General features: G+C 72.3%; 19 protein-coding genes. 9 read left to right on the plus strand and 10 right to left on the minus strand.

The window, feature by feature from the left end; all coding sequences use genetic code 11:
- The first annotated feature begins 165 nt into the window (after positions 1 to 165).
- The 3 genes from AC1DMN_RS13460 (at position 166) to AC1DMN_RS13470 (ending at position 5215) form a co-directional block, all read left to right on the plus strand.
- On the plus strand, positions 166 to 483 hold the full coding sequence (locus AC1DMN_RS13460; protein WP_082076464.1) for a WhiB family transcriptional regulator: 318 nt from the start codon (positions 166 to 168) through the stop codon (positions 481 to 483).
- Between the two features lie 182 nt (positions 484 to 665).
- Positions 666 to 3818 (plus strand): glycosyltransferase, encoded by a 3153-nt coding sequence (locus tag AC1DMN_RS13465; RefSeq protein WP_477384390.1) that lies wholly within the window; start codon positions 666 to 668, stop codon positions 3816 to 3818.
- The gene (locus AC1DMN_RS13470; RefSeq protein ID WP_477230771.1) at positions 3815 to 5215 is read left to right on the plus strand and encodes a DUF5719 family protein; all 1401 of its coding nucleotides are present in this window, start codon (positions 3815 to 3817) and stop codon (positions 5213 to 5215) included. Before AC1DMN_RS13465 ends, AC1DMN_RS13470 begins: the two co-directional genes overlap by 4 nt.
- A 39-nt stretch (positions 5216 to 5254) precedes the next feature.
- Here AC1DMN_RS13470 and AC1DMN_RS13475 read toward each other — a convergent pair whose 3' ends face one another.
- Positions 5255 to 5698 (minus strand): hypothetical protein, encoded by a 444-nt coding sequence (locus AC1DMN_RS13475; protein WP_441976703.1) that lies wholly within the window; start codon positions 5696 to 5698, stop codon positions 5255 to 5257.
- 144 nt (positions 5699 to 5842) lie between these two features.
- Between AC1DMN_RS13475 and AC1DMN_RS13480 the strand changes: the two genes are divergently transcribed.
- A complete protein-coding gene (locus AC1DMN_RS13480) occupies positions 5843 to 6049 on the plus strand; it encodes a DUF3499 family protein (RefSeq protein WP_477384392.1) in 207 nt (68 codons plus the stop codon).
- A gap of 13 nt (positions 6050 to 6062) precedes the next feature.
- On the opposite strand, the gene AC1DMN_RS13485 is transcribed toward AC1DMN_RS13480, so the two are convergent.
- Positions 6063 to 6911, minus strand: coding sequence for an RDD family protein (locus AC1DMN_RS13485; RefSeq protein ID WP_477230770.1), 849 nt, complete (start codon positions 6909 to 6911; stop codon positions 6063 to 6065).
- 16 nt (positions 6912 to 6927) lie between these two features.
- On the opposite strand from AC1DMN_RS13485, the gene AC1DMN_RS13490 reads away from it, so the two are divergent.
- Complete coding sequence (locus tag AC1DMN_RS13490; protein WP_477384394.1) at positions 6928 to 7920, plus strand: stage II sporulation protein M; 993 nt, start codon at positions 6928 to 6930, stop codon at positions 7918 to 7920.
- A 61-nt stretch (positions 7921 to 7981) separates the two neighbouring features.
- On the opposite strand, the gene AC1DMN_RS13495 is transcribed toward AC1DMN_RS13490, so the two are convergent.
- The 8 genes from AC1DMN_RS13495 to AC1DMN_RS13530 all read right to left on the minus strand — a co-directional run bounded on the left by AC1DMN_RS13495 (position 7982) and on the right by AC1DMN_RS13530 (position 17525).
- Positions 7982 to 8755, minus strand: a complete 774-nt coding sequence (locus AC1DMN_RS13495; RefSeq protein ID WP_477230768.1) for an aquaporin — start codon at positions 8753 to 8755, stop codon at positions 7982 to 7984.
- A gap of 146 nt (positions 8756 to 8901) precedes the next feature.
- Positions 8902 to 11118, minus strand: coding sequence for a catalase/peroxidase HPI (gene katG, locus AC1DMN_RS13500; protein ID WP_477384396.1), 2217 nt, complete (start codon positions 11116 to 11118; stop codon positions 8902 to 8904).
- Between the two features lie 89 nt (positions 11119 to 11207).
- On the minus strand, positions 11208 to 11588 hold the full coding sequence (locus tag AC1DMN_RS13505) for a Fur family transcriptional regulator (protein ID WP_477384398.1): 381 nt from the start codon (positions 11586 to 11588) through the stop codon (positions 11208 to 11210).
- Positions 11589 to 11699: 111 nt separating this feature from the next.
- Entirely contained in the window at positions 11700 to 13010 is a 1311-nt protein-coding gene (locus AC1DMN_RS13510; protein WP_477230766.1) for a DUF58 domain-containing protein, read from the minus strand.
- A gap of 18 nt (positions 13011 to 13028) precedes the next feature.
- Positions 13029 to 13952, minus strand: coding sequence for an AAA family ATPase (locus tag AC1DMN_RS13515; RefSeq protein WP_440732449.1), 924 nt, complete (start codon positions 13950 to 13952; stop codon positions 13029 to 13031).
- A gap of 161 nt (positions 13953 to 14113) precedes the next feature.
- Positions 14114 to 15382: a DUF4350 domain-containing protein gene (locus AC1DMN_RS13520; protein ID WP_477230765.1), complete on the minus strand. Its 1269-nt coding sequence runs from the start codon at positions 15380 to 15382 to the stop codon at positions 14114 to 14116.
- Complete coding sequence (locus tag AC1DMN_RS13525; RefSeq protein ID WP_477230764.1) at positions 15379 to 16080, minus strand: DUF4129 domain-containing protein; 702 nt, start codon at positions 16078 to 16080, stop codon at positions 15379 to 15381. The genes AC1DMN_RS13520 and AC1DMN_RS13525 overlap by 4 nt, the downstream gene beginning before the upstream one ends.
- Positions 16077 to 17525: a glycerophosphoryl diester phosphodiesterase membrane domain-containing protein gene (locus tag AC1DMN_RS13530; protein WP_477384400.1), complete on the minus strand. Its 1449-nt coding sequence runs from the start codon at positions 17523 to 17525 to the stop codon at positions 16077 to 16079. The genes AC1DMN_RS13525 and AC1DMN_RS13530 overlap by 4 nt, the downstream gene beginning before the upstream one ends.
- A 200-nt stretch (positions 17526 to 17725) precedes the next feature.
- Between AC1DMN_RS13530 and mtrA the strand changes: the two genes are divergently transcribed.
- The 4 genes from mtrA (at position 17726) to AC1DMN_RS13550 (ending at position 22684) form a co-directional block, all read left to right on the plus strand.
- Positions 17726 to 18406, plus strand: coding sequence for an MtrAB system response regulator MtrA (mtrA, locus tag AC1DMN_RS13535; protein ID WP_440732307.1), 681 nt, complete (start codon positions 17726 to 17728; stop codon positions 18404 to 18406).
- Positions 18407 to 18475: 69 nt separating this feature from the next.
- Positions 18476 to 20152 carry an MtrAB system histidine kinase MtrB gene (gene mtrB / locus AC1DMN_RS13540; RefSeq protein WP_477230762.1) on the plus strand — a complete coding sequence of 559 codons (1677 nt, stop codon included), beginning with the start codon at positions 18476 to 18478 and terminating at the stop codon, positions 20150 to 20152.
- Entirely contained in the window at positions 20149 to 21861 is a 1713-nt protein-coding gene (locus AC1DMN_RS13545) for an LpqB family beta-propeller domain-containing protein (protein WP_477384402.1), read from the plus strand. The genes mtrB and AC1DMN_RS13545 overlap by 4 nt, the downstream gene beginning before the upstream one ends.
- A gap of 301 nt (positions 21862 to 22162) precedes the next feature.
- Positions 22163 to 22684: a ComF family protein gene (locus AC1DMN_RS13550; protein WP_440732304.1), complete on the plus strand. Its 522-nt coding sequence runs from the start codon at positions 22163 to 22165 to the stop codon at positions 22682 to 22684.
- Positions 22685 to 22695 lie beyond the last annotated feature (11 nt).

Here is a 22695-nt window from a genome sequence, read left to right on the forward strand (position 1 = left end):
CCGGTCTCCGACACGCCGTCGCGACACGCCGAGGACGTCGAAGAACGTTCAACGCGTGCTTGAGGGTTTACGATCCGCGACTTGACCAGGGCGAATGACACGGGTGTAATTAGTAATGCAACGCGGCCCGCGGCGCACCCGGGGGGAAACGAGGGAGAGGGCGACATGACGGCATACCGTTCAGACGTTCCCGATGACTGGTTCGTCGATCCGGTCCAATTGGGGGTGCCGGGCGTTCGCCGCCCGACCGAGGGCGATGACAATGCACTCGCGTGGCAGAGCGACGCGCTGTGCGCGCAGACCGACCCCGAGGCCTTCTTCCCGGAGAAGGGCGGCTCGACCCGCGACGCCAAGCGCATCTGCACCACCTGCGACGTGCGGGGCGAATGCCTCGAATACGCCCTGAACAACGACGAGCGCTTCGGGATCTGGGGCGGCTTGTCGGAGCGCGAGCGCCGCAAGCTCAAGCGCCGCGCCGGCTGACGAATCGGTCGTTGAGCGAGGACGAGCGCGAAGCGATCGACCGAGACGAAACGCGGCGCCCTCGCAGACCCGCCGCTTCGGTTGCGCGGTCGCGGTCCCCGCAATGCGTCTGCCAGGAATACCGGGACGCGCCCACGTCCCAGCCCTCCCTCCGGCGACAGCCCGCTTAGGCTGACCCCGTCATGTCTGCCCGAGTACACGCCGTCCTCGTCGCCCGTTCGGGTGCGACCTCCCTTGCGCGCCTGCTGCGCGCCCTCGATGCGCTCGCCGCGCAGACCCGCCGGCCGGATGCGCTGACGATCGTCGCGTGCGGCTCCTCGAGCGCCCTCCGCGGCAGCGCCCGCGTCGCCCAGGCCGCTGAAGCGGTGATCGAGACCAAGGCCTCCACGACCCTGGCCGCCGCGGTGTCGCTCGCACTGCCGCGTGTCGCCGAGGGGGCGGCGCTGTGGATCCTCACGGAGGACTGCGCCCCCGCTCCCACTGCGCTCGAGCAGCTCGCCGGCGCGCTGGAGCGCTCGCCGGCGGCCGCGATCGCCGCCCCCAAGCTCGTGAGCGATGTCGACGAGCACCGCATCGCGTCGTTCGGGCAGAGCATGACCCGCCTCGGTCGCGCCGTCGATCCTGCACGGGGCGAACTCGACCAGGGCCAGCACGACGGCATGGACGACGCGCTCGGCGCGGATGCGCGCGGGCTGCTCCTCCGCGCCGGTCGCGGGCTGCGCCCCGACGCCGGTCTGGGCGGCCGCGACGAGGGGCTCGATCTGGGCATCCGTGCACGCCTCGCCGGCGGCCGCATGGTGCTCGCCGCCGGAGCGAGGATCGCCGTGGACGACGGCGCCGACGTCGAGGGCACGGCGGCGGACGCTTTCGCCCGCCGCCGCGCACAGCTGCATCGTCGGCTGAGCTACGCCCCCGCTGCGGCGGTGCCGCTGCACTGGCTCTCGCTGCTGCCCCTCGCGCTGTGGCGCTCGATCACGCACCTGACCGGGAAGCGTCCCGCCGCGGTGCTTCCGGAGTGGGGCGCCGCCGGCATCGCGATGGTCTCAGGATCCGCCGTAGCGCGCTCTCGCCGGGCGATCCGCGCCGATCGCCGCGCGAGCTGGGCGAGCATCGCTCCGCTCCGGGTCACCCGTGCTCAACTGCGCCAGCGCCTCGATGACGGGCACGGCACCGAGGCGGGGGTGCACGAGGAACTCGGGTTCTTCTCCGGCGGTGGCGCCTGGGCCGTGCTCGGCGCGCTGGTCGCCGGCGTCGCACTGTTCGCCTCCTTGCTGGCCTGGCCCGCCCTCGGYGGMGGSGCGMTGCTGCCGYTGCGGCAGACCGTCGSSGCGCTGTGGCGAGACGCCGCCTACGGGCAGCGCGGCTTCGGGATCGACGTGGTGGGACCAGCGGATCCGTTCTCCGGCGTGCTGGCCGTGCTCGGCTCACTCTGGCCGGGATCGCCCTCATACGCTCTGCTGCTGCTCTGGGTCGCGGCCCTGCCGCTCGCCGTGCTCGGCGGATGGTTCGCCGCCACCCGCATCACCGACAAGCCGGGGCTGCGGATCCTGGCCGGCGTCGTGTGGGCGCTGTCGCCCGCCTTCCTGATCGCGCTCGCCGAAGGGCGCCCGGCCGCGGTGCTGCTGCACCTGCTGCTGCCCTGGGTGCTGCACACCGCCCTCGTCGCCCAGCGCTCCTGGGGGGCGGCCGGGGCGGCGTCGCTGCTGACGGCGGCCGCACTGGCGTGCGCGCCGTCGCTCGCGCCGGCCTTCGTGCTGCTCTGGTTCATCGCGATCGTGTGGCTGCTCGCTCGACGCTCGGTACGCGGCGCCGTGCGCATGGTCTGGGTGCTCGTTCCGGCCGTCGTCGTGTTCGCCCCGCTCGCGATCTGGCACCTCGCGCACGGCTCGCTGTGGGCTCTGCTGTCGGATCCCGGTGCGATCGTCGTGGCGCCGCAGGCGGCCGCGGATGCGGCCGGGCGTCTGTCGCTGCTCGCCGGACTGCCCACCATGGACCAGGCCGGCTGGCCGACGCTGCTGGGTGTGAAGGACGCGTCCTGGGTGCTCTGGTTCGGCGCCCCGCTCGCCGTGCTCGCGGTGTTCTCCACGATCACACGTCGGTGGAGCGTGGGGATCGGATCCCTCCTCGTCGCCGCCACCGGGCTCGCGACCGCGTTCGCCGCGGTGGGCGTCGCGGTCGCGTTCGCACAGTCGCAGGCCGTGCCGATCTGGCCCGGATCCGGACTGAGCCTCGCGTGGATCGGCGTGCTGGGCGGAGCTTTGGTGACCCTGGACTGCGCGATCACCCGCCCGGCGCTGCGCGGAGCCGCGGCGCTCATCGCCGCCGCCGGAATCGTGGTGTGCGCGGTGCCGACCGCCGTGTCGTTCGTCACGGGGACCGCGACGATCCAGCGCGGTGACCTCACCACGCTGCCCGCGTATGTGAACGCCCAGGCCCGCGCCGACCGCGAGCTCGGAACGCTCGTGCTCAGCGCCCAGCCGGACGGCGCCCTCGCCACCACGGTGGTGTGGGGTGCGAGTGCCACCCTCGGCGCGCAGGCCACGATCATCAACACGGCGACCTCGGCGCCGGGCAAGGACTACACCGAACTGTCGGTCGATCTCGTCTCTGCGCGACAGTTCGATGCGCCCAAGGCGCTCGGCGCGCTGGGAGTGCGTTTCGTGCTGCTTCAGGCGGGTTCGGAGAAGGAGACCTCGGCGGAGCGCTCGCTGCGCCTGCAGTCCGCCACGGCCCTGGATCAGCGCGCGGGCTTCGTGCGCGTCGGCGAGACGCCTCGCGGGGTGCTGTGGCGCATGGATGCCGAGCCGGCCACGCGCGCGGGGATGAGCGCCGGGCAGCGCGCCACCGCGCAGCTGGTCGTGACGGTGGAGCTGATCGTGCTGCTCGCCGCGCTGCTGCTGTCGATCCCGACCCGTGCCTCGCGCCGGGCCGCGCGAGCCGTTCCGCGCGCGGTCGGCGTGCTGCCGGAGCGCGCTCCCCGACCGGTCAAGCCGGCACGCGAGCGCCCCGCCCGCGCGCCGAAGAAGCGCAAGGGCGCGTCCGGTTCGGTCGTGATCCCGGGCGAAGCGGCGGCGGCAGAAGGCGCCGCCGCGCCCGACACCGTGATCGACGACGAGGCATCTCCCGGGACGGAACCGCCTGCCCAGGCGGACTTCGAGGAAGCTCCGGTCGAGAGCGACGCGGACTCGGCCGATCGGCCGGCGGATCCCGACGCGACGCCTGCGGATCCGTCTGCAGCTGCGGATCCAGATCCCGAACCCGAACCCGAACCCCAGGACCCCGGATCCGCTCCCGCCGATACGGCATCCGCGCCCGCGAAGGAGGCCGACGAATGAGCAGCAGGACCTCCGTGCGTCTCGTCGCCACCGGGGCTCGCCTGGTCGCAGGCGTCGTCGTGTCCGCGGCCTGCGTGGCCGGCGCGGTCATCGCGATCCCGGCCGCCTGGCCCACGATCGCGCGCACACCGGCTCATTCCACGGTCAAACCCGTGGCGGGCGACACTCTGCTCAGCTGCACCGGGTCCTTCCTGGCGCTCGGGCGCGACGCCGCGCAGGCATCCCAGCTCAGCGTCGCAGGCAGCCCGAACCTCGTCAGCGGCGCCTCGGCGGGCGAGAACCTGACCCCGGGCGAGCTCGGCATGTCCGATGTGGTGGGCGCGACCTCGGCGCCGGCGTTCACAGCCTCCCCGCAGAATCGCGAGTCCGCCCTGGCCGCGGCKGCCCAGTCSGTYACGGTMTCCGCCGACGACCTCTCCGGSTTCGCGGCGTCCGCSTGCCGTCCGCCGAGCATGGAGTCGTGGATCGTCGGCGGCGCCGGCACCACCGGATCGAGCGACATCCTGCTGATCGCGAACCCGGGCGCCGTCACGGCGACCGTGACGTTCACCGAGTACGGTTCGGCCGGCGGCACGCACTCCTCGGAGCTGGTCGTGCCCGCGGGCACCCAGTCCACGGTCCCGCTCGTCGCGGGGTCGGCGGGGGAGAGCAGCCCCGTCGTCGAGGTGACCTCGAGTGGTGCACCGGTGCGCGCGGCGCTGCAGTCCAGTCTGATCCGCACCCTGGATCCGGTCGGCATCGACGTGCAGGACGCCATCGCGCAGCCCCAGAAGGAGTTCTCTCTGCTCGGCGTACGCGCGGTGGTCGGGTCGGACGACGACGACAACGCCTCGACGGCGGTCCGCCTGCTGGCGCCCGACGCCGACGCCACCGTGACGCTGCAGCCACGCAACGCCGCCAACGGCAGCAAGATCGGCGAGCCGAAGACGGTGAAGCTCACGGCGGGCCAGGTCGGATCCGTCAACTTCTCCGCGCTGAAGCCCGGACTGTATGCCATCGACGTGACCGCGAGCAATCCGGTCGTCGCCGCCGCCTGGCAGACCACCGGGTCCGCCAAGGGATCCGACTTCGCCTGGATGACTCCGGCCCCGGTCATCACCGGCACCACGGCCTTCGCCGTGGCGGACGGGCCGGCACCGCAGCTGCACCTGCAGAACGCCTCGGACCAGGCGACCACGGTCGAGCTCACCCCGATCGACGGCGGGGCGACCCAGCGCGTCACGCTGCAGCCCGATGGGGCTGCCACAGTGACCGTCAGCGCTTCCACCACGTATTCGCTGTCTTCGCCGACCGCGGTGCGCGGTGCGGTGGTCTACTCGGGCATCGGCCGGCTGGCCGGGTATCCGGTCTGGGCCACGGACGCCGCAGCGGCCCCGATCACGGTCTACCAGCGTTAGGCGGGCCGGGCGGTCAGCGCCCGCGCTCCGTCGGGCGCGTCACTCGTCGGTGTCGAAGCCGCGTGGATCCATCTCCCACGGCTCGCGTCCGATGTACTGCGCCGCCGCGCGGAACACCGCACCCTCGATCGCGACGCGGCGGTGCGCGCTGTCGTCGTGACCGGGCTCGAGCAGTCGTTCGATGGGCACGCGGAACAGCACGATGCGCTGCGCCTGGGTGTCCACGAGCCAGCGCGGCAGACCGTCCGGATCCGCATGGGTGGGCATCGCCGCGATCTCGATGCGCACCGGGCGAAGGTCCGGCCACATCGAGCGCAGCAGTTCGACCGCGGAGCCGACGTGCAGGTCGAACGTGTCGAGGCGCCCGTCGAGCGGTGGCAGCGGCGGCCGCACCACGGAGCTGCGGCCCAGACGGCCGTGCCGGCCGTGCCGGTCGCCGCGGCGCGGGACGACCGCACGGCGGGATCCACGAGCACGGCGCATGCGGCAAGTCTAGGCGGCACCGGCGGTCCAGGCGGCACCGGCAGTTCGGTCGGGACCTCGCCTGGTCCTCCGCGGATGGGCGGATCCGACTCACGTGCGCGCGGCATCCCGGCGCGGGCGGTGCGCGGTCGTAGCCTGAAGGGGATGTACGGACGACTCTGCTCCAAGGTGGGCTGCGCGCGCGAGGCCGTGGCGACCCTCACCTACGACTACGGCGACCAGAYGGCGGCGCTCGGGCCGCTCGGCGTCGAGAACGACCCGCACGCGCACGACCTGTGCGCGATCCATGCCGAGCGCCTCTCCGTGCCGGCGGGCTGGATCGTCGTCCGCCACGAGACGCTGCGGGCCTGAGGGCTCGCGGCGTCTAGACGCCGACGTCCACGCCGCTGAGGCGCTGCACACGCGCATCGGCGAGCGCGAGCGCGCGCCGTTCGCGCTCCCGGCGCAGCACCGTCGCGGCCACGAGCACGGCCTCGGGGGGTGCGGCGGGAACCGGCGAGATGAACGCCGACGCCTCGGTCAGCAGCTCATGCGCGATCCGCGCCCTGGCGGGCGGGAGCAGCTGCGGCGCGCTGTCCAGGAACTGCGAGATGCGCCGTGCGAGCCGATCGGGCATGCGGGCCACGTCCGCGATCGCCGCCCACGACTCCATGCCAGGCGGCATGACCGGCACGCGCGCGGCCAGGCGCGGCGTGCGCACCTTCTGGCTGTACGTTCCAGCGACGAGGTCGCCCAGACGCTGCGATCGCGCGGTGAAGGCCGCGGTCAGGAAGGCGACGGCCCCGAACGTGAGGTAGGTCTCGAAGACGCCGATGAGCGCACGGATGAGAGCGTGCCGGAATCCGGCCGCGCCGCCGTCGACGCGCACGATCCGTCCGCCCACGGCGAGCTTGCCGAGGCTGCGGCCGTGGGTGAGGGTCTCGATCGTGCACGGCACGATCACGAACGCGGTGACCAGCGCCAGCACGGCGAGTATCCGGTCCAGGGCGGGATCCCCGAACGCGCCCAGCATCCAATAGCGCACGGCGATGTAGCCGAGGAAGACGGCCCAGCTCAGAGCCGCGTCGATCAGGGCGCCCAGCGTGCGGAAGAAGAGGCCGACGGGCTGCACTTCGATCGCGACGGCCTCGCCCGAGAGTACCTCGTCGTCGCTGTCGAGTGCGGCGATCGAGTGCGCAGCGCCCACGGCGTTCGAGGCGCTGGCATCCGACATGGGTACAGTAAAACACGTGGACGCCGACGCACTCGCCGATGCCAGGAGCCGCGAGTGGGCGCGCCTGGACGAGCTCAACCGGCAGTCGCTCGACGGCGCCGGCGTCGACGAGCTCATCACTCGCTACCGGGCGGCATCGGCGGATCTCGCCGATCTGCGCAGTTCGGTCGGATCCTCTCCGCAGAGCGCGCACGTCTCCACGATCCTGGCCAGGGCACGGTTGCGGCTCACGGGCCAGGGCGACAACGTGCTCCGGCAGACCGGTCGCTTCTTCGCCCGGCAGCTTCCCGCGGCGCTGTACCGGCTGCGCTGGACCACGCTGGTCATCGCGCTCGCAAGCCTGGCGGTGGTCGTCGGCGTGGCGATCTGGATCACCTCGGATCCCGCGCTCGTCGCGGCACTCGGATCCAAGGCCGATCTGAAGTACTACGTCGAGCACTCCTTCACGGACTACTACACCGAGAATCCGGCGGCCGAGTTCGCCGGCATGGTGTGGACGAACAACGCCTGGATCGCCGCGCAGTGCGTGCTGCTCGGGGTCACCGGCATCTGGCCGATCATGGTGCTCATGCAGAACGCCGTGAACGTGGGCCTGGCGGTCGGGGTCATGTTCGCATTCGGGCGCGGCGACGTGGTGGTGCTGTACCTGCTGCCGCACGGMATGCTCGAGCTSACCTGCATCTTCGTCGCCGCTGCGGCGGGCCTGCACATCTTCTGGGCCTGGCTGGTGCCGGGCGAGCGCACCCGCGGCGAGGCCCTCGCGGTCGCCGGGCGCTCGCTCGGCACCGTCGCCATCGGGCTCGTGTTCGCGCTCGGGCTCTCCGGCCTGGTCGAGGGATTCGTGACCGGCTGGGGACTGCCCTGGCCSGTGAAGATCGGGATCGGYGCGCTCGCGCTGGCGGTSTTCCTSKCYTACATGCTGATCSYGGGCCGTCGSGCSCAGCRWCTSGGCGAGAGCGGCGACCTCACCGAGTTCGAGGCCGGCACACCGACGCTCGTTGCCGGCTGAGCGCGCCGCGATCGCGGGCCGTCGCGGCCGGTTCCGTGACGTGGATCCGGAGTCGTGGGTTTCAGCGCTCGGCGGGGACGGGAGCGTCGAACAGCGCGCGGTAGGTGAATCCGGCGATCAGGGCGCCCAGGATCGGGAACACCAGGAACACCCACAGCTGCGCGAGCGGCGCGACGCCGCCGTAGATCGCGGTGGCCAGCGATCGTGCCGGGTTCAGCGAGGCGTTGTCGATGGGCAGGGTCGCCAGGACGCCGAGGGTCAGCGTCAGGCCGATCGCGATGCCCGCGAACGGCGTGCCGCGCACGGGGTGGGTGACGCCGAGGATCACGAAGAGGAACAAGGCCGTGAACACGACCTCGGCGATGATCGCGGCCCACACGCCGAAGCCGCCGGGAGACAGCGCGCCCCAGCCGTTGCTGGCGAAGCCCGCGTCCTGCGCCCGGGGCAGCCAGCCGTCCGGACCGAACGTGCCGATCAGGGTGAGCACGGTGGACGCCACGACGCCGCCGACGCACTGCGCGACGACGTAGGGACCGGCGTCCTTCCACGCGATCCGCCCTGCGGCCGCCGCGCCGAGTGTGACGGCGGGGTTGAAGTGCCCCCCGGAGATCGGGCCGAAGGCGTAGACGCCCACGAGGACGGAGAGACCCACGGCGAGTGCCACCGCGATGTAGACGGCGCCCTGCGCACCGGGATCGGTGAAGTGGTTCGAGGCGAACAGCGCGGTGCCCATCGCGGCGGCAACGAGCAGGAACGTTCCGAGACCCTCTGCGACCAGGCGCGGGGCGAGAGACGAGGGCGGGGCGGCCGGTGCGTCGACGGGGGAGGAGGACATGGGGCTCCTTGCTGTCTGGCGCGTGGGAAGGTGGGCGCCGCTGTCCGTCAGTGACACTACCCGCCGTGGCGCATCCCGCACCGCAACGCYGACGGCCCGCCCCGGGATCGGGACGGGCCGTCGGCGCACGGATCCGTGTCGTGAACTCAGCGCACGTCGTAGCGGTCGAGTTCGGCGACCTTGACCCAGGCCTTCACGAAGTCGTCGACGAACTTCGCGCTCGCGTCATCGCTGGCGTACACCTCGGCCAGCGCCCGCAGCTCGGAGTTCGAGCCGAAGACGAGGTCGGCGCGGGTGCCCACCCACGTCGTCTCTCCGGTCGCGTCGTCGGTGGCCTGGAACGCGTGGGATCCGGGATCGAGCGGCTTCCAGGTCGTGTTCAGGTCGAGCACGTTCACGAAGAAGTCGTTCGTGAGCACGCCAGGGGTCCGGGTGAACACGCCGTAGGGCGAGGCGTCCCAGTTCGTGCCGAGCACGCGCAGACCGCCGACGAGCACCGTCATCTCGGGTGCGGAGAGCGTCAGCAGGCCGGCACGGTCGACGAGCAGCACCTCCGCCGGGATCGCACGGGCCACGTCGCTGACGTAGTTGCGGAAGCCGTCGGCCTGCGGGTTCAGGTACTGGAACGACTCGATGTCGGTCTGCKCCTGCGTGGCGTCGGTGCGTCCCGGCGTGAACGGGATCTCCACGGCGCGCCCCGCGGCGGCCGCGGCCTGCTTCACGCCGACGTTGCCCGCGAGCACCACGAGGTCGGCGAACGACACCTGCGCGCCGCCGGTCGCGTTGAACGCCTCCTGCACGCCCTCCAGCGCCGCGATCACGCGGGCGAGCTCGACAGGCCGGTTGACCTCCCAGCTGCGCTGCGGCTCGAGGCGGATCCGGCCTCCGTTCGCGCCGCCGCGCTTGTCGCTGCCGCGGAACGAGGAACTCGCGGCCCACGCGGTCGACACCAGGTCGGAGACGCTGAGACCGGTCGCGGCGATGCGCTGCTCGAGGTCGGCGATCTCGGCGGCGCCGATGAGCGCACCCTCGTGCGCGGGCACCGGGTCCTGCCAGAGCAGGTCCTCGGCGGGCACCTCGGCGCCGAGATAGCGGGTCTTCGGGCCCAGGTCGCGGTGGGTGAGCTTGAACCAGGCCCGGCTGTACGCATCGGTGAACGCGGCCTGGTCCTGGCTGAAGCGCAGCGAGATCTCGCGGTAGATCGGGTCCTCGCGCAGGGCCAGGTCGGTGGTCAGCATGCGCGGCTCGCGGCGACCCTCGCCCTGTGCCTCCGGGACCAAGTCCGATCCGGCGCCATCGGTCGGCTTCCAGTGCTTGCCGCCGCCGGGGCCCGTGGTGAGCTCCCAGTCGTAGGCGAACAGGATGTGGAAGAACTCGTTGTCCCAGCGGGTGGGGTGGTAGGTCCAGGTGACCTCGAGGCCGGATCCGATCGTGTCGTTTCCGTGTCCGGCGCCGTGGCTGCTCTTCCAGCCCAGACCCATCTGCTCCATCGGGGCGCCCTCGGGCGACTCGCCGACGTTCCCCGCTTCGGGGGCCGCGCCGTGGGTCTTGCCGAAGGTGTGGCCGCCGGCGATGAGGGCGACCGTCTCCTCGTCGTTCATCGCCATGCGACCGAAGGTCTCGCGGATGTCCTTCGCGGCGAGAAGCGGATCCGGGTTGCCCTCGGGCCCCTCGGGGTTGACGTAGATGAGACCCATCATGGTGGCCGCGAGCGGCTTCGCGAGCGAGCGCTCGCCCTGCTCATCGGTCGAGATGCGGGCACTGGAGTCGAGCCAGATCTTCTCGGAGCCCCAGTACACGTCGTCGTCCGGCTCCCACACATCGGGGCGGCCGCCGGCGAAGCCGAAGGTGGGCATGCCCATCTGCTCGTGCGCGACGTTGCCGGCGAGGATCATCAGGTCGGCCCAGCTCAGCGCCTTGCCGTAGGTCTTCTTCACGGGCCAGAGCAGGCGGCGGGCCTTGTCCAGACCCACGTTGTCCGGCCAGCTGTTCAGCGGGGCGAAGCGCTGCTGGCCGTTGCCGCCGCCGCCGCGGCCGTCGAACACGCGGTACGTGCCGGCGGAGTGCCAGGCCATGCGGATCATCAGCGGACCGTAGTTGCCGAAGTCCGCCGGCCACCACGGCTGCGACTCGGTGAGCAGCGCGGCGATGTCGCGCTTGACGGCGTCGAGGTCCAGCGCCTCGAACGCGGCGCGATAGTCGAAGTCCTCGCCGTGCGGGTCGCCGACGGCGGGGTTCTTCGCGAGCTGGCGCAGGTTCAGGCGCTCAGGCCACCAGTCGGTGTTGCCGGTGCGGCTACCGGTGGGGCGCGGCGCGGGGGCGCCGCCGGCGTGGTCGATCGGGCAGGTGAGTTCGTCAGTCAAGGCTGATCCTTCCTGTTCTTTCGTGGGGTTTCAGGCACGCCGATCGCCGCTCCGAGGGAAGGTCCCCGGGCGGGCGGCGCGAGTCTCGGTCAAGCGGACGGCCGCACCTCGTCGCAGGTGCGGCACACCGCGCGGTAGGTGACGGAGGCTTCGAGCAGGCGCATGCCGTGGTCTTCGGCCGGGTGCAGGCACGGCGAGGCGCCGACAGCGCAGGAGACGACCTCGAGCCGGCCGCAGCGGACGCACTGCATGTGGTGGTGGTTGTCGCCGGGTTCGACCTCGAAGAGCGCACGGTCGGCATCGGGCAGGCTCACCCGCCGGATGATGCCGGCCGTGGCGAGGTCGCCGAGGATCGCGTGCACCGTCGGCAGAGCGATATCGGCGCCTTCGACGGCGGTGTGGATCCGATCCGCCGAGCTGTGCGGGGCGAGGGCGAGGGCCTGCAGCACCGCGATGCGCTGCACGGTCACGCGCAGTCCYGCGTYGCGGAGGATSGCSGAGGTSTCCATGSCTCCACCSTAGCTTTTTCTGAATGATTCAGGAAAAGCCGCGGTCATCGGGGCGTGTCGCCAGAGGGCCGGTCAGAGCCGGCCGGCCGCCTTGAGCTCCAGGTAGCGGTCCGCGATGCGCGGCGGCAGGTCCTCCGGATCCGCGGCGAGCGGCTCGCCGCCCGCGCGCCGGATCGCGTCGGCGACCCGTGCGGCATCGGCGAGGGTCCGCTCGGCGGCGGCGGCGAGATAGACGTCCTCGCGCGAGTCCCTGGCGCGGGCCAGGTCGTCGATCGAGAGATCCGTGGAGGATCCGACCAGGATCGTCGTGGCGCGCGAGGCGCGGGGGAACGCACCGAGGAACGACCGCGCGCTCTCCACTGCATCCTGCGCGGTGAGAACGACGATGAGCGACGGGCGGGTGGTGACCGAGCGGATCGCTGCGAACGCGGCGCCCCAGTCCGTGTCCACGAGGCGGGCGTGCACGGGAGCCATCGCGTCCGAGAGCGCCGGCAGCAGCGCCGGACCCTCGACGCCGCTCACCCGGCCGCGCACCGCGCGGTCGAACAGCAGCAGGTGCACGTGGTCGCCCGCACGCTGGGCGAGGGCCGACAGCAGCAGCGCGGACTCATAGGCGGCATCCAGGCGCGTGCCGTCGCCCACGCGCGCGGCGGCGGTGCGGCCGGTGTCGATGAGGATCACGACGTGCCGGTCGCGCTCGGGACGCCAGGTGCGCAGCATCGTGGTGCCGGCGCGGGCGGTGGCGCGCCAGTCGATCGAGCGCACATCGTCGCCGCGCACGTACTCGCGCAGCGAATCGAACTCCGTGCCCTGGCCGCGCACCTGCACGCTCGTGTTGCCGTCGAGCTCGCGCAGCCGTGCCAGACGCGACGGCAGGTGCCGGCGCGATGTGAACGGCGGCAGGATCCGGATCGCTCCGCGCACGAGGTGCCGTCCTTGGCGTCCTGCCAGCCCGAGCGGACCTGTGGAGCGGACGGCGACGAACTCGCTCGCCAGCTCGCCCCGGCGGCGCGGCAGCAGGGTGATCGGGACGCGTCGGCGCTCACCGGCGGGCAGGTCCAGCGTCGCCCTGCCGCGGTTCCCGGCGCCCGCGGTCGGCTGCCACGCATCGCGCAGTTGCCCGCGCAGCCGGCGCTCGCCGAGGTTCTGCACGATCAAGGTCGCGGTGACCGGCTCGTGCTGCCGCGCGCGGTTCGGCACCTCGCGGACGATCCGCAGCGCGCCGAGCGGGGCTGTCGCGACCACGTCGACGCCGACCAGCACCGCGCACAGCGCCAGCCAGCCGAGCAGGACGAACCACGGCGACACCCCGAGGACATCGAGCAGCACGAGCGGAACGACGCCGAGTGCGGCGACGATCACGAGGCGACCGGTGAGGAACATCAGGGGTGTCTCCGCGGCCTAGATCGGGACGCGGGTCTGCTGCACCACGCTGGTGAGCACGGCGTCGGCGGACACGCCCTCCATCTCGGCGTCGGGGCGCAGCTGCAGGCGGTGCCGCCAGACCGGGATCAGCATGGTCTGCACATGGTCGGGGGTGACGGCGCTCGAGCCGTTCAGCCAGGCCCAGGCCTTCGCCGCGGCGAGCAACGCCGTGGAGGCGCGGGGTGAGGCGCCCAGCTGCACCGACGGCGACTGCCGGCTCGCACGGGCGAGGTCGACCACGTAGCCGAGCACGTCGTCCGTGACCTGCACGCGACCGGCCGCCTCCTGCGCGGCGAGGATCTCCTGGGCGCTGACGACGGGGTGCAGATCCGTGAGCTCCCGCGGCGAGAAGCCGTCCGCATGGCGACGCAGCACCGAGACCTCCGCGTCGCGCTCCGGCATGCCGACCACGAGCTTCATGAGGAAGCGATCCAGCTGGGCCTCCGGCAGGGAGTAGGTGCCTTCGTGCTCGATCGGGTTCTGCGTCGCGGCGACGAGGAACGGATCCGGCAGCGGCATGCTCGCCCCGTCCGACGACACCTGGCGCTCCTCCATGGCTTCCAGCAGCGCCGCCTGGGTCTTCGGCGGGGTGCGGTTGATCTCGTCGGCGAGCAGGATGTTCGTGAACACCGGTCCGCGACGGAACTCGAACTCGCCCGTGCGCGCGTCGTAGACGAGGGATCCGGTGACGTCGCCGGGCATGAGGTCGGGGGTGAACTGCACGCGCTTGGTGTCCAGCCCGAGCGCCCGGGAGAACGAGCGCACCACGAGGGTCTTCGCGACTCCCGGCACGCCTTCGAGGAGCACGTGCCCCCGCGCCAGCAGCGCCACGAGCAGGCCGGTGACCGTGCCGGCCTGGCCGACGACGGCCTTGTCCACCTCGGCGCGGACGCGCTGCATCGCCTGGCGGAGCGCGGCGTCGTCGGAGCCTGGCGCCGTCGCGGATCCTTGTCGGGACGCCGCCGGGGACGACCCCTGGGCCGGCGCTGCCGGCGGGGCGGGCGGTGCCGGCGGATACCCGAGCGGGGCGGTTCCTGCGGGGTCGGTGCCGGGACGATCGGTCACGGGGTGCTCCTTTCGATGCGGACGGCGTTCTCGACGGCGGTCTCCAGCTCGGCGAGACGGCGGGCGTAGGGGACGAGGTCGGCGTCGCCGGCGGGCAGCGGGCCGATGAGCAGGGCACGGCAACCGGCCCTGTCCACGCGGATCCGGTCCGCTGCGGCATCCGCCACGGCCGCGGGATCGGCCCGGGCGGCGAGGCCCAGGCGTGCGGCGAGGCGGGAGAGCGTGCCGGCACGGAGCGCGTCGGCCGCATGCGCGGCGTCGGCCGCCTTCGCGGTGAGCCTGGCGCGGCCCAGCATGGTCTCCGAGGCCCGGACGGTGACCGGAAGCGTCTCGGAGACGAGCGGCCCGAACCGGCGCCCGCGCCAGACGGCGGCGAGGAGGGCGGTGATCATGCCCAGGACGATCACCGGCGTCACCCATCCGGGGGTGAGATCGGCCAGGCTCTTCGGCACGTCGACGTCGGAGCGATCGGAGTCCTCGTACGAGGGCACGTACCAGATCACGTGCGGCCGTACGCCGAGCAATGCGAGTCCGAGCGCCGCGTTGCCGTTCTGGGCGAGGTGCTCGTTCGTGAACAGCGCGTCGCCGTCGACGATCGCGCGACGGACGCCATCCTGCTCCGAGATCAGCACCGCGGCGCCCTCGCCCGCATCGCCGAAGCAGGAGGTGACGCCGGAGTCAGGGAGGAACAGCTGGCCGGGGACGATCGACCCGACGTGCGCGAAGGCGGGGACGTCGCAGTCGGCGTGCGCCAGGGGCGGCCCGGACGGGAAGGCGTAGGTGCCGAGCTGCAGCATCCGCAGCATCCGCGAGCTCGGCGAGATCAGCACCACATCGTGCGCGGCGTCGGTGAGCTCCGCGACCGCCGCGTCCGTGAGCGGGTACGGATCGCTCATCACGAGTGTGGTCTCCGCGTCCAGCCGGGCCGCCGCGTCAGCCCGCGAGCGCACGACGTCGACGGTCACGCCCTGCTGGCGGAGGATCTGCGCGAGCGCCTGCGTGCCCCCCGGACCGGGGCGCTCCGGGTCGAGCGCGTCCCGCTGCACGGGTGAGGCAGATGTGAGCAGCAGACCCGCAGCGGCGACGATGAGGACGAGCGCGATCACCAGGACCCAGCCCAGGATCCGTCGCACGCGGCGTGGCGCACGCACGAGCGTCCCCGCGGGACGCGTGTCGGCGGAGGACGTGTCGCCGGCGGAGGACGGGGTGTCGGATCGGCCGTCGATGCGGTCCGGGGCGGGTGAGACCGGGGGCGCGGTGCTCATGCGGGCACCGCCTCGGGCAGCACCTGCGGGCGCAGCGCGCGCAGGCGGTCGTCGGTCTCCGCGAGCGCGCGGTATTGGGCCGATGTGCCGGAGTGGCCGAGGTAGCGCACGTCGTCGAACGCCACCGCGGCGGCGTGCAGCGCCTCGCCTTCCCCGGGGAACGGCCCGACGGCCTCGCGGGCGATCGTCTGGGCGGTCGCTCCGGGCGCCGGCGCGATGAGGTCGCGCTCGATGAGAGACCGGGCGACGGCGCGGTAGCGCAGCACGATCGCCTCGGCCCAGTCCTCCTCGCGCGACGCACGCTCGGCGTCCGCGCGCAGCTGGGCGGCGGTGCGATCGTCGGCGGCCCCGAGGAGCACGGATCCGGTCGCCCTGGAGCGGGAGCGCCGGGGACGTCCCCAGATCAGCAGCACGGCGATGAGGGCGGCGACGAGCACGGCGCCGATCACGATCGCGGCCCACGGTCCGAGGTCGACCGCGTGCTGCGGTGTGAACAGGTCGGCGAGCCAGTCGATCACGGCGCGGGTCCATTGATCGATGAGCGTGGGCTTCGCGGCCTGGTACTCGGGCTTCGCCAGCTCCTTCTCCGCCAGCTCGCGCGCGCCGTCGCCGTCGGGGATGAGGGGGATCGAGGCGAGATTCGCGCCAAGCGCGGCGGGGAGGGCGATCACGGCGACACGGACGGCGGGACCCGTCATGGCCGATCGGATCCGGGCGCGGTCCACCCGTCATCTCGCGTCGGGGCGGCCCAGGGGCTCTGCTGCGCGGGCGGGATCGGGGCGGGGGGCGCGGGCGGTGCCGGGGGAGCAGGTGGGGGCGCCGGCGTCGCGGGCGGGCCGGGGCGGTGGCCCGCGGGCACGGCCTGCGGAACGGCGGGCACGGCATAAGGCGGCACGGTCGGGTACCCCTGCGGCGCAGCCGGCCCGGCGTAGCCCGAGGGGATCGGAGCGCCGGCGTGTCCCTGGGCCGCCGCTACTCCGGCAAACCCCTGCGGGGCCGGGTAGCCCGGGACGGGACCTGGGGGCAGCGGGTAGGGCACCGGCGCGGGCGCAGGGCGGAATCCGGCGCGCACGGCGCGGGCCGGATCCACACGGAACGGATCCGTGCCGTCGTCGTGGCCGGCGGCACGGCGCTCCACGGTCGCCATCAGATCCTGATCCAGCCCCTCGTAGCGCATCCGGCAGTCGATGTAGACGAGTGCGCCAGCGGTGGACTGCACGACGGAGCTGATGGACTGCAGCACGACGACGACGACCTCGGTGATCGCGAGACCCACGATGGTGCTGACGGTGAGGGAGAGGTCGGTGCTGCCGGTGGGGTTGAGCACCGGGCCGAACAGCGAGGTGACCAGGCTTCCGACCATGCTGATCGCCTGAGTACCGACGTACATGATCGCGCCGATGAGGAACACGATCCCGAAGGCGAACCAGAACCGCCCCCGGGTGAGGCGCCAGGAGCGTGCGATCGCGGCGCGCACTCCGGAGCCCTCGAGGACGAGCAGCGACGGYACGAGCATSAGYTTSGTGCCGACCCAGAYCGACAGCACSACGAGYCCGGCSATCCCGGCSAGCATGSCGAAGATCRCGAAGGCGATGCCCGCGCCGTCGAAACCTGTCGGCAGGCCGATCGCGAGGAACGGCACGCCGATGATGAGCACGGCGGCCACCACCCCCGCGACGCCGTAGAGCAGGGTGTATCCGATGAGCCGCCAGGCCGCCGGGCGCACGCGACGCCACAGGGCGCCGAGCGTCGCGCTCTCGCGCAGCACCGCCGCCCGCACGTCGGCGGCGACGATGCCCTGGACGATCGCGGTGAACGCGACGGAGAACAGCCCCATGAGCAGGCCGGCCAGGCCGATGAACGCGATCGAGCCGACGTAGAGGGTGATCCACTCCTGGCTGCCCGCCTGCACGGTGCTGAGGCGGCTCAGGGTGGCGAACGAGACCACCCCGACGACAGTCAGGACCACGACCATCACGACCAGCTGCACCACCACGGCGAAGCCGAACAGCACCTTGGGGTTGTGCCGCAGCGCCGCGAAGGACTTCCCGAGGATCGTGCCGAACCCCAGCGGGCGCAACGGGATGAGGCCGGGCTTGGGCGCGGGGGTCCAGCCCTGCGCATTCACACTCTGCTGGCTCACGAGTCCTCCGGTTCGCGTGTGGGTCCATCGTGTCACACCGCTGTGACGCCCGGTCCGGCGACGCGACGTCGCCCCGCGGTGCCCTTCGGCCGACTTCCGCAGGTCGTGAAGTACGCTGGACCGACGTGGGGGCGCTCGCCCGTGCCCACGTCCCGCAAGAGATCCGAACAACGCGAGATCCGAAAGACGACTGCCCGCCCATGACCTCACGCATCCTCGTGGTCGATGACGACACGGCCCTGGCCGAGATGATCGGCATCGTGCTGCGCACGGAGGGCTTCGAGCCCGTGTTCTGCGCGGACGGCGCGAAGGCCGTGGACGAGTGGCGGACTCAGCGTCCGGACCTCGTGCTGCTGGACCTCATGCTGCCCGGCATGGACGGCATCGAGATCTGCACCCGCATCCGGGCGGAGTCGGGGGTGCCGGTGATCATGCTCACCGCACGCGGCGACACCGCAGACGTCGTGCGGGGTCTCGAGGTCGGCGCCGACGATTACATGGTCAAGCCCTTCAACCCGAAGGAGCTCGTGGCGCGGATCCGCACCCGGCTGCGGCCGACGCCGCAGTCCACCAGCGAGGTGCTGCGCATCGGAGACCTGACGATCGACGTCGACGCGCACGAGGTGCGCCGCGGCAGCGCGCCGATCGCCCTCACGCCGCTGGAGTTCCAGCTGCTCGTGGCCCTCGCCTCCAAACCCCAGCAGGTGTTCTCCCGCGAGATGCTGCTGGAGCAGGTGTGGGGTTACCACTACAAGGCCGACACCCGGCTGGTGAACGTGCACGTGCAGCGCCTGCGCGCCAAGGTCGAGCTCGACCCGGACAACCCGCGCATCGTCACCACCGTGCGTGGCGTCGGGTATCGCGCAGGGAGCGTGGTCTGACCCGCGCGCGGGTCACGCTGACGCCACGGCCGAGAAGAAGCGGTCCCCGCCGATGCTGAAAGTCCGCCGATGACGAACACCGTGGCGCTCGCGAACGCGGCCGTGCGCGGCGTACGCGGCAGCGGGCATCGCGCCGCGCAGCTGTGGCGACAGTCGCTGCGGTTCCGCACGCTGGTGATCGCCCTGGCCCTCACCAGCGTCGCCGTGCTGGTGACGTGCGTGGCGATGGCGCTCGCGGTGCAGAACAACCTCTGGGACTCGCGCAAGGACCAGGCGCTGAAGGACGCGCAGCGAGCGACGAACTCGGCGCAGCTACTGCTCTACTCCGCCGACACGCAGGGTAACCGCACCGCGCAGATCGGCTTGATGCGTGAGGTCAGCGGGCAGGTCCAGCTGGTCTCGGCCTCGCGGGTGTTCGGCGTGATCCCGATCGATCCGCAGGCGCCGCCGGGCGCGACCCTGGGCGGATTCAGCCAAGACGTCGTCTCAGATCAGCTCAAGCAGCGGGTCGAGAAAGACGCCACGAAGCAGTGGTGGCAGCCGGTCGCTCTGCAGGACGCGGACGGATCCACGCACGCCGGGTTGCTGGTGGGACGGCAGCTCAACGCCCCGGGGGCGGGGGCGTATGCGCTGTACATCGCCTACGATCTCGCCGACACCGAGCAGACACTCGTGCTGGTGCAGTCGAGCCTGTGGATCGCGGGGATCGTGCTCGTCGCATTGATCGGCGTGATCGCCTGGTTCTCACTGCGCACCGTGGTGCAACCGATCACCGAGGCCGCGGAATCCAGCGCGCGTTTCGCCGGCGGAGACTTCGATGTGCGTCTGCCGGTGCGCGGGCAGGACGAGCTGGCGATCCTGGGCCGATCCTTCAACGCGATGGCCGACAGCATCGAGGCCCAGATCAAGGAGCTCGGCGAGCTGTCGCTCGTGCAGCAGCGATTCGTCTCGGACGTGTCGCACGAGCTGCGCACGCCGTTGACCACCATCCGGCTGGCGGCCGAGATGCTCAATGACCGTCGGGACGAGTTCGACCCGACGACCGCCCGCACCGCGGAGCTGCTGCAGACGCAGGTGCACCGATTCGACACGCTGCTCGCGGATCTGCTGGAGATCAGCCGCTACGACGCGGGATCCGTGCAGTTGGAGACCGAGGCGATCAGCCTCGCCCACCTCGCGGAAGACATGGTGGACGACATGCGGCCCCTGGCGGCGACGCACGACACGGAGCTGCGTTTCGTCGCCCCGGGCGGGCACACGCCGGTGGACCTCGACCCGCGCCGCGTGCGCCGCATCCTGCGCAACCTCATCGGAAACGCGATCGAGCACGGCGAGGGGCGGCCCATCGTCATCACGGTGGACAGCAGCCAGAACGCGGTCGCCGTCGGCGTGCGCGATCGCGGGATGGGCATGACCGCCGAGGATGCGGAGCGCGTGTTCGACCGGTTCTGGCGCGCGGATCCATCGCGCACGCGCACGATCGGCGGCACCGGGCTGGGGCTGTCGATCGCCCTGGGCGACGCGCGGCTGCACCGGGGGTCCCTTGCGGTGTGGTCGCGGCCGGGGGAGGGCACCAACTTCGTGCTGACCCTGCCGCGCGGTGCGCGACCGCTCGACGGCACATCGCCCGTACCCCTGGAACCGGTCGAGGCGATCGCGGAGATCGGCGTGAACACCGCACCGATCGTCCAGCCCGGCGATCAGGCGCGCGTCGCATCGCCCGCCGAGGAGGAGGGGAAGTCATGAGGTTCGGACGGATCCTGCGCGGAGCGGTCGTCGCTCTCGCCCTCCTCGGGCTCACCGCCTGTGCGTCACTGCCGATCACGGGCGACGTGCGCCCCGGACTCTCCGCCGATCAGAGCGACAGCGGATCGGACCTCGCCTTCGTGCCGCAGGGGCCATCGGACGGGATGGATCCGAAGGAGATCGTGCGCGGGTTCATCGACGCGGCCTCCAGCCCCAAGGACAGCTGGGGAATCGCGCGGCAGTTCCTCACCTCCGGTGAGGCACAGAAGTGGAAGCCCGACGCGGGCGTCACGATCGACACCGGATCCGCCGGTCGCCGCTTCGATCTCCCCGACCTGCCGAAGGACGCCAGCTCGGCGACGGTGCGCCTGGGGCTGCAGCAGACGGGGATTGTGGACGAGACCGGCGCCTATTCCGGGACGCCCGTGAATCGGGCGGCCGAGCTCCCCTTCGAGCTCGCGAAGAACAAGGACGGCCAGTGGCGCATCTCAGCGGCGCCGGACGGCATCGTGCTGGACGCGGATTCCTTCGCGGCCGCCGACGTGTTCGCCCCCTACGACCTGCAGTACTTCGAYCCGACCTGGACCTACCTGGTGCCCGAYGTGCGCTGGTTCCCGAARCGGGAGAACACSGCGAGCMGGATCGTTCAGTCGCTGGTCAGCGGCAAGCCGAGCTCCTGGCTGAACGGCGCGGTGCGCACCGCCTTCACGGGCGACATCGCGCTGGGCCGCAACACCGTGACACCGGACTCGCAGGTCGCCGAGGTCGCCCTCACCAACGCGGCCCTGGACGCGGATCCGGTCACGCTGGCGCRGATGCGCACGCAGCTCGAGCGCAGCTTGAGCGGGGTGGGCGTGCTGCAGGTGAAGCTCACCGTGTCGGGCCGCGATCTGAACGCGGGGTCCGCTTCACCGGCGTCGACGTCGGTCGACTCGCGTCCGCTCGTGCTCACCGACAAGGGGTTCGGCTATCTGACAGGCGGCGAGCTCGCGCCGGTCGCCGGCGTCTCAGCGCCGTTGCAGAACTTCCCCGAGGCGATCACCGCGATCCGTGCGGCCAGCGGTGCGCAGCGCGTGGCGGTGCAGGGGGCCAGCGGCCATGTCTACGCCGTCACGGACGGCAGGACCGATGAGATCGACGCGCGCCCCGGCCTCATCGTCCCGACGCTGGATCCCTACGGCTACATCTGGACCGTGCCGCAGTCATCGCCCTCGTCCATCCTCGCCTGGTCGAACTTGGCCAAGTCCCAGCCGGCCTTCGCCGGGCCGCCGGATGCCAGCCAGATCATGGCGATGGCGGTGAGCAGGGACGGCGCCCGGCTCGCGATGGCCGTGAGCGCGAACGGCCAGATCCGCATCGAGGTCGCTGCCATCACCCGGGACGACCGCGGTGCGCCCACGGCGATCGGTGTGGCGAACCCGAACGTGATCGCCTGGCCGACGGGGGCGACCGACATCACCTGGCTGGACGACACCACTGTGGGCGTGCTCACCACCGACGGGTCCAGCCTGGTGCTGCGCGCGCAGCAGGTGGGCGGACCCGCGAAGACCGTCGATGTGCCGGATACCACCCAATCGATCGCACCGGCGTCGCCGACCACGACCGTGCAGTTGCTCGGCAACGGCGTGCTGTGGGTGCGCAGCGGGCCGACCCCCACGCAGGTGAGCACGAACGTCAAGGTGCTCGCCGTGCAAATGGGCGGCAGCTGAGGACGGGGTCTGCGGAGGATCCTCGCGAGTCCCGGATCATGGGCGGGCTGGATCGTCCTGCACAGACCCCGGACGCCACCGGTTCCGCACCGATCGCGGCAGCGGCACTCGGGCGGCATTCCCGGCCGGGCACGCTGGTGACGTGCCTCGCGAGATGTCGTCTTCCGTGTCGCCCTCGGATGGCGTCGTCCGCCGGCTCCTCCGAGAGGTGGCCGACTTCGCCTTCGCCTCCGTGTGCGCCGGGTGCGGTGCGACCGGGACGGCGCTGTGCGCCTCGTGCGCGGCGGGTTTGGAGCCTCGCGTGGTGCGCCCGCGGTCGGACGCCGTCGCGCTGCGCGCAGGGCTCGCCTACGACGGGGTCGCGGCCGCCGTGCTGCGCGCGGTCAAGGAGGACGGCCAGACGTCGCTGATCCGGCCGTTGCGGCCGGCACTCGAGGCAGCCGTGGACGACCTGAGCGCCGGAGCCTCCGCGCCGCGCCGCATCGACGTCGTCGTGCCGGTGCCGACCACGCGGGCCGCGGTCCGCCGGCGCGGATTCCGCGTGCCGGAGCTGCTCGCACGCGGTACGGGCATCCCGATGCTGCGTGGGCTGTCGTACACGCGCCGAGTGCGGGATCAGCGCACGCTCGGTGTGCGGGAGCGCCGGAGCAACCTCGGCGGGGGTCTCATCGCGACGAGGGACGGCGACGGCATGGCCGCTCTGATCGTCGACGACGTGATCACGACGGGGGCGACCTGCGAGGAGGCCGCCAGAGCGCTCCGCGCGGCGGGCTTCCAGGTCGTGGGCGCGGTGGCGGTCGCCGCAACCCGGCGCCGCGGATGACGTCCCGAACG

It is taken from the genome of Microbacterium sp. 01T413_2 (assembly GCF_056398985.1).

What these genes read in the sequence shown, in the direction of transcription:
- AC1DMN_RS13515 (WP_440732449.1), bottom strand. Translation starts at nt 13,952, where the DNA reads ATGCAGCGCGTCCGCGCCGAGGTGGACAAGGCCGTCGTCGGCCAGGCC.
- AC1DMN_RS13525 (WP_477230764.1), bottom strand. Translation starts at nt 16,080, where the DNA reads ATGACGGGTCCCGCCGTCCGTGTCGCCGTGATCGCCCTCCCCGCCGCG.
- mtrA (WP_440732307.1), top strand. Translation starts at nt 17,726, where the DNA reads ATGACCTCACGCATCCTCGTGGTCGATGACGACACGGCCCTGGCCGAG.
- mtrB (WP_477230762.1), top strand. Translation starts at nt 18,476, where the DNA reads ATGACGAACACCGTGGCGCTCGCGAACGCGGCCGTGCGCGGCGTACGC.
- AC1DMN_RS13460 (WP_082076464.1), top strand. Translation starts at nt 166, where the DNA reads ATGACGGCATACCGTTCAGACGTTCCCGATGACTGGTTCGTCGATCCG.
- AC1DMN_RS13475 (WP_441976703.1), bottom strand. Translation starts at nt 5,698, where the DNA reads ATGCGCCGTGCTCGTGGATCCCGCCGTGCGGTCGTCCCGCGCCGCGGC.
- AC1DMN_RS13510 (WP_477230766.1), bottom strand. Translation starts at nt 13,010, where the DNA reads ATGTTCCTCACCGGTCGCCTCGTGATCGTCGCCGCACTCGGCGTCGTT.
- AC1DMN_RS13520 (WP_477230765.1), bottom strand. Translation starts at nt 15,382, where the DNA reads ATGAGCACCGCGCCCCCGGTCTCACCCGCCCCGGACCGCATCGACGGC.
- AC1DMN_RS13485 (WP_477230770.1), bottom strand. Translation starts at nt 6,911, where the DNA reads ATGTCGGATGCCAGCGCCTCGAACGCCGTGGGCGCTGCGCACTCGATC.
- AC1DMN_RS13495 (WP_477230768.1), bottom strand. Translation starts at nt 8,755, where the DNA reads ATGTCCTCCTCCCCCGTCGACGCACCGGCCGCCCCGCCCTCGTCTCTC.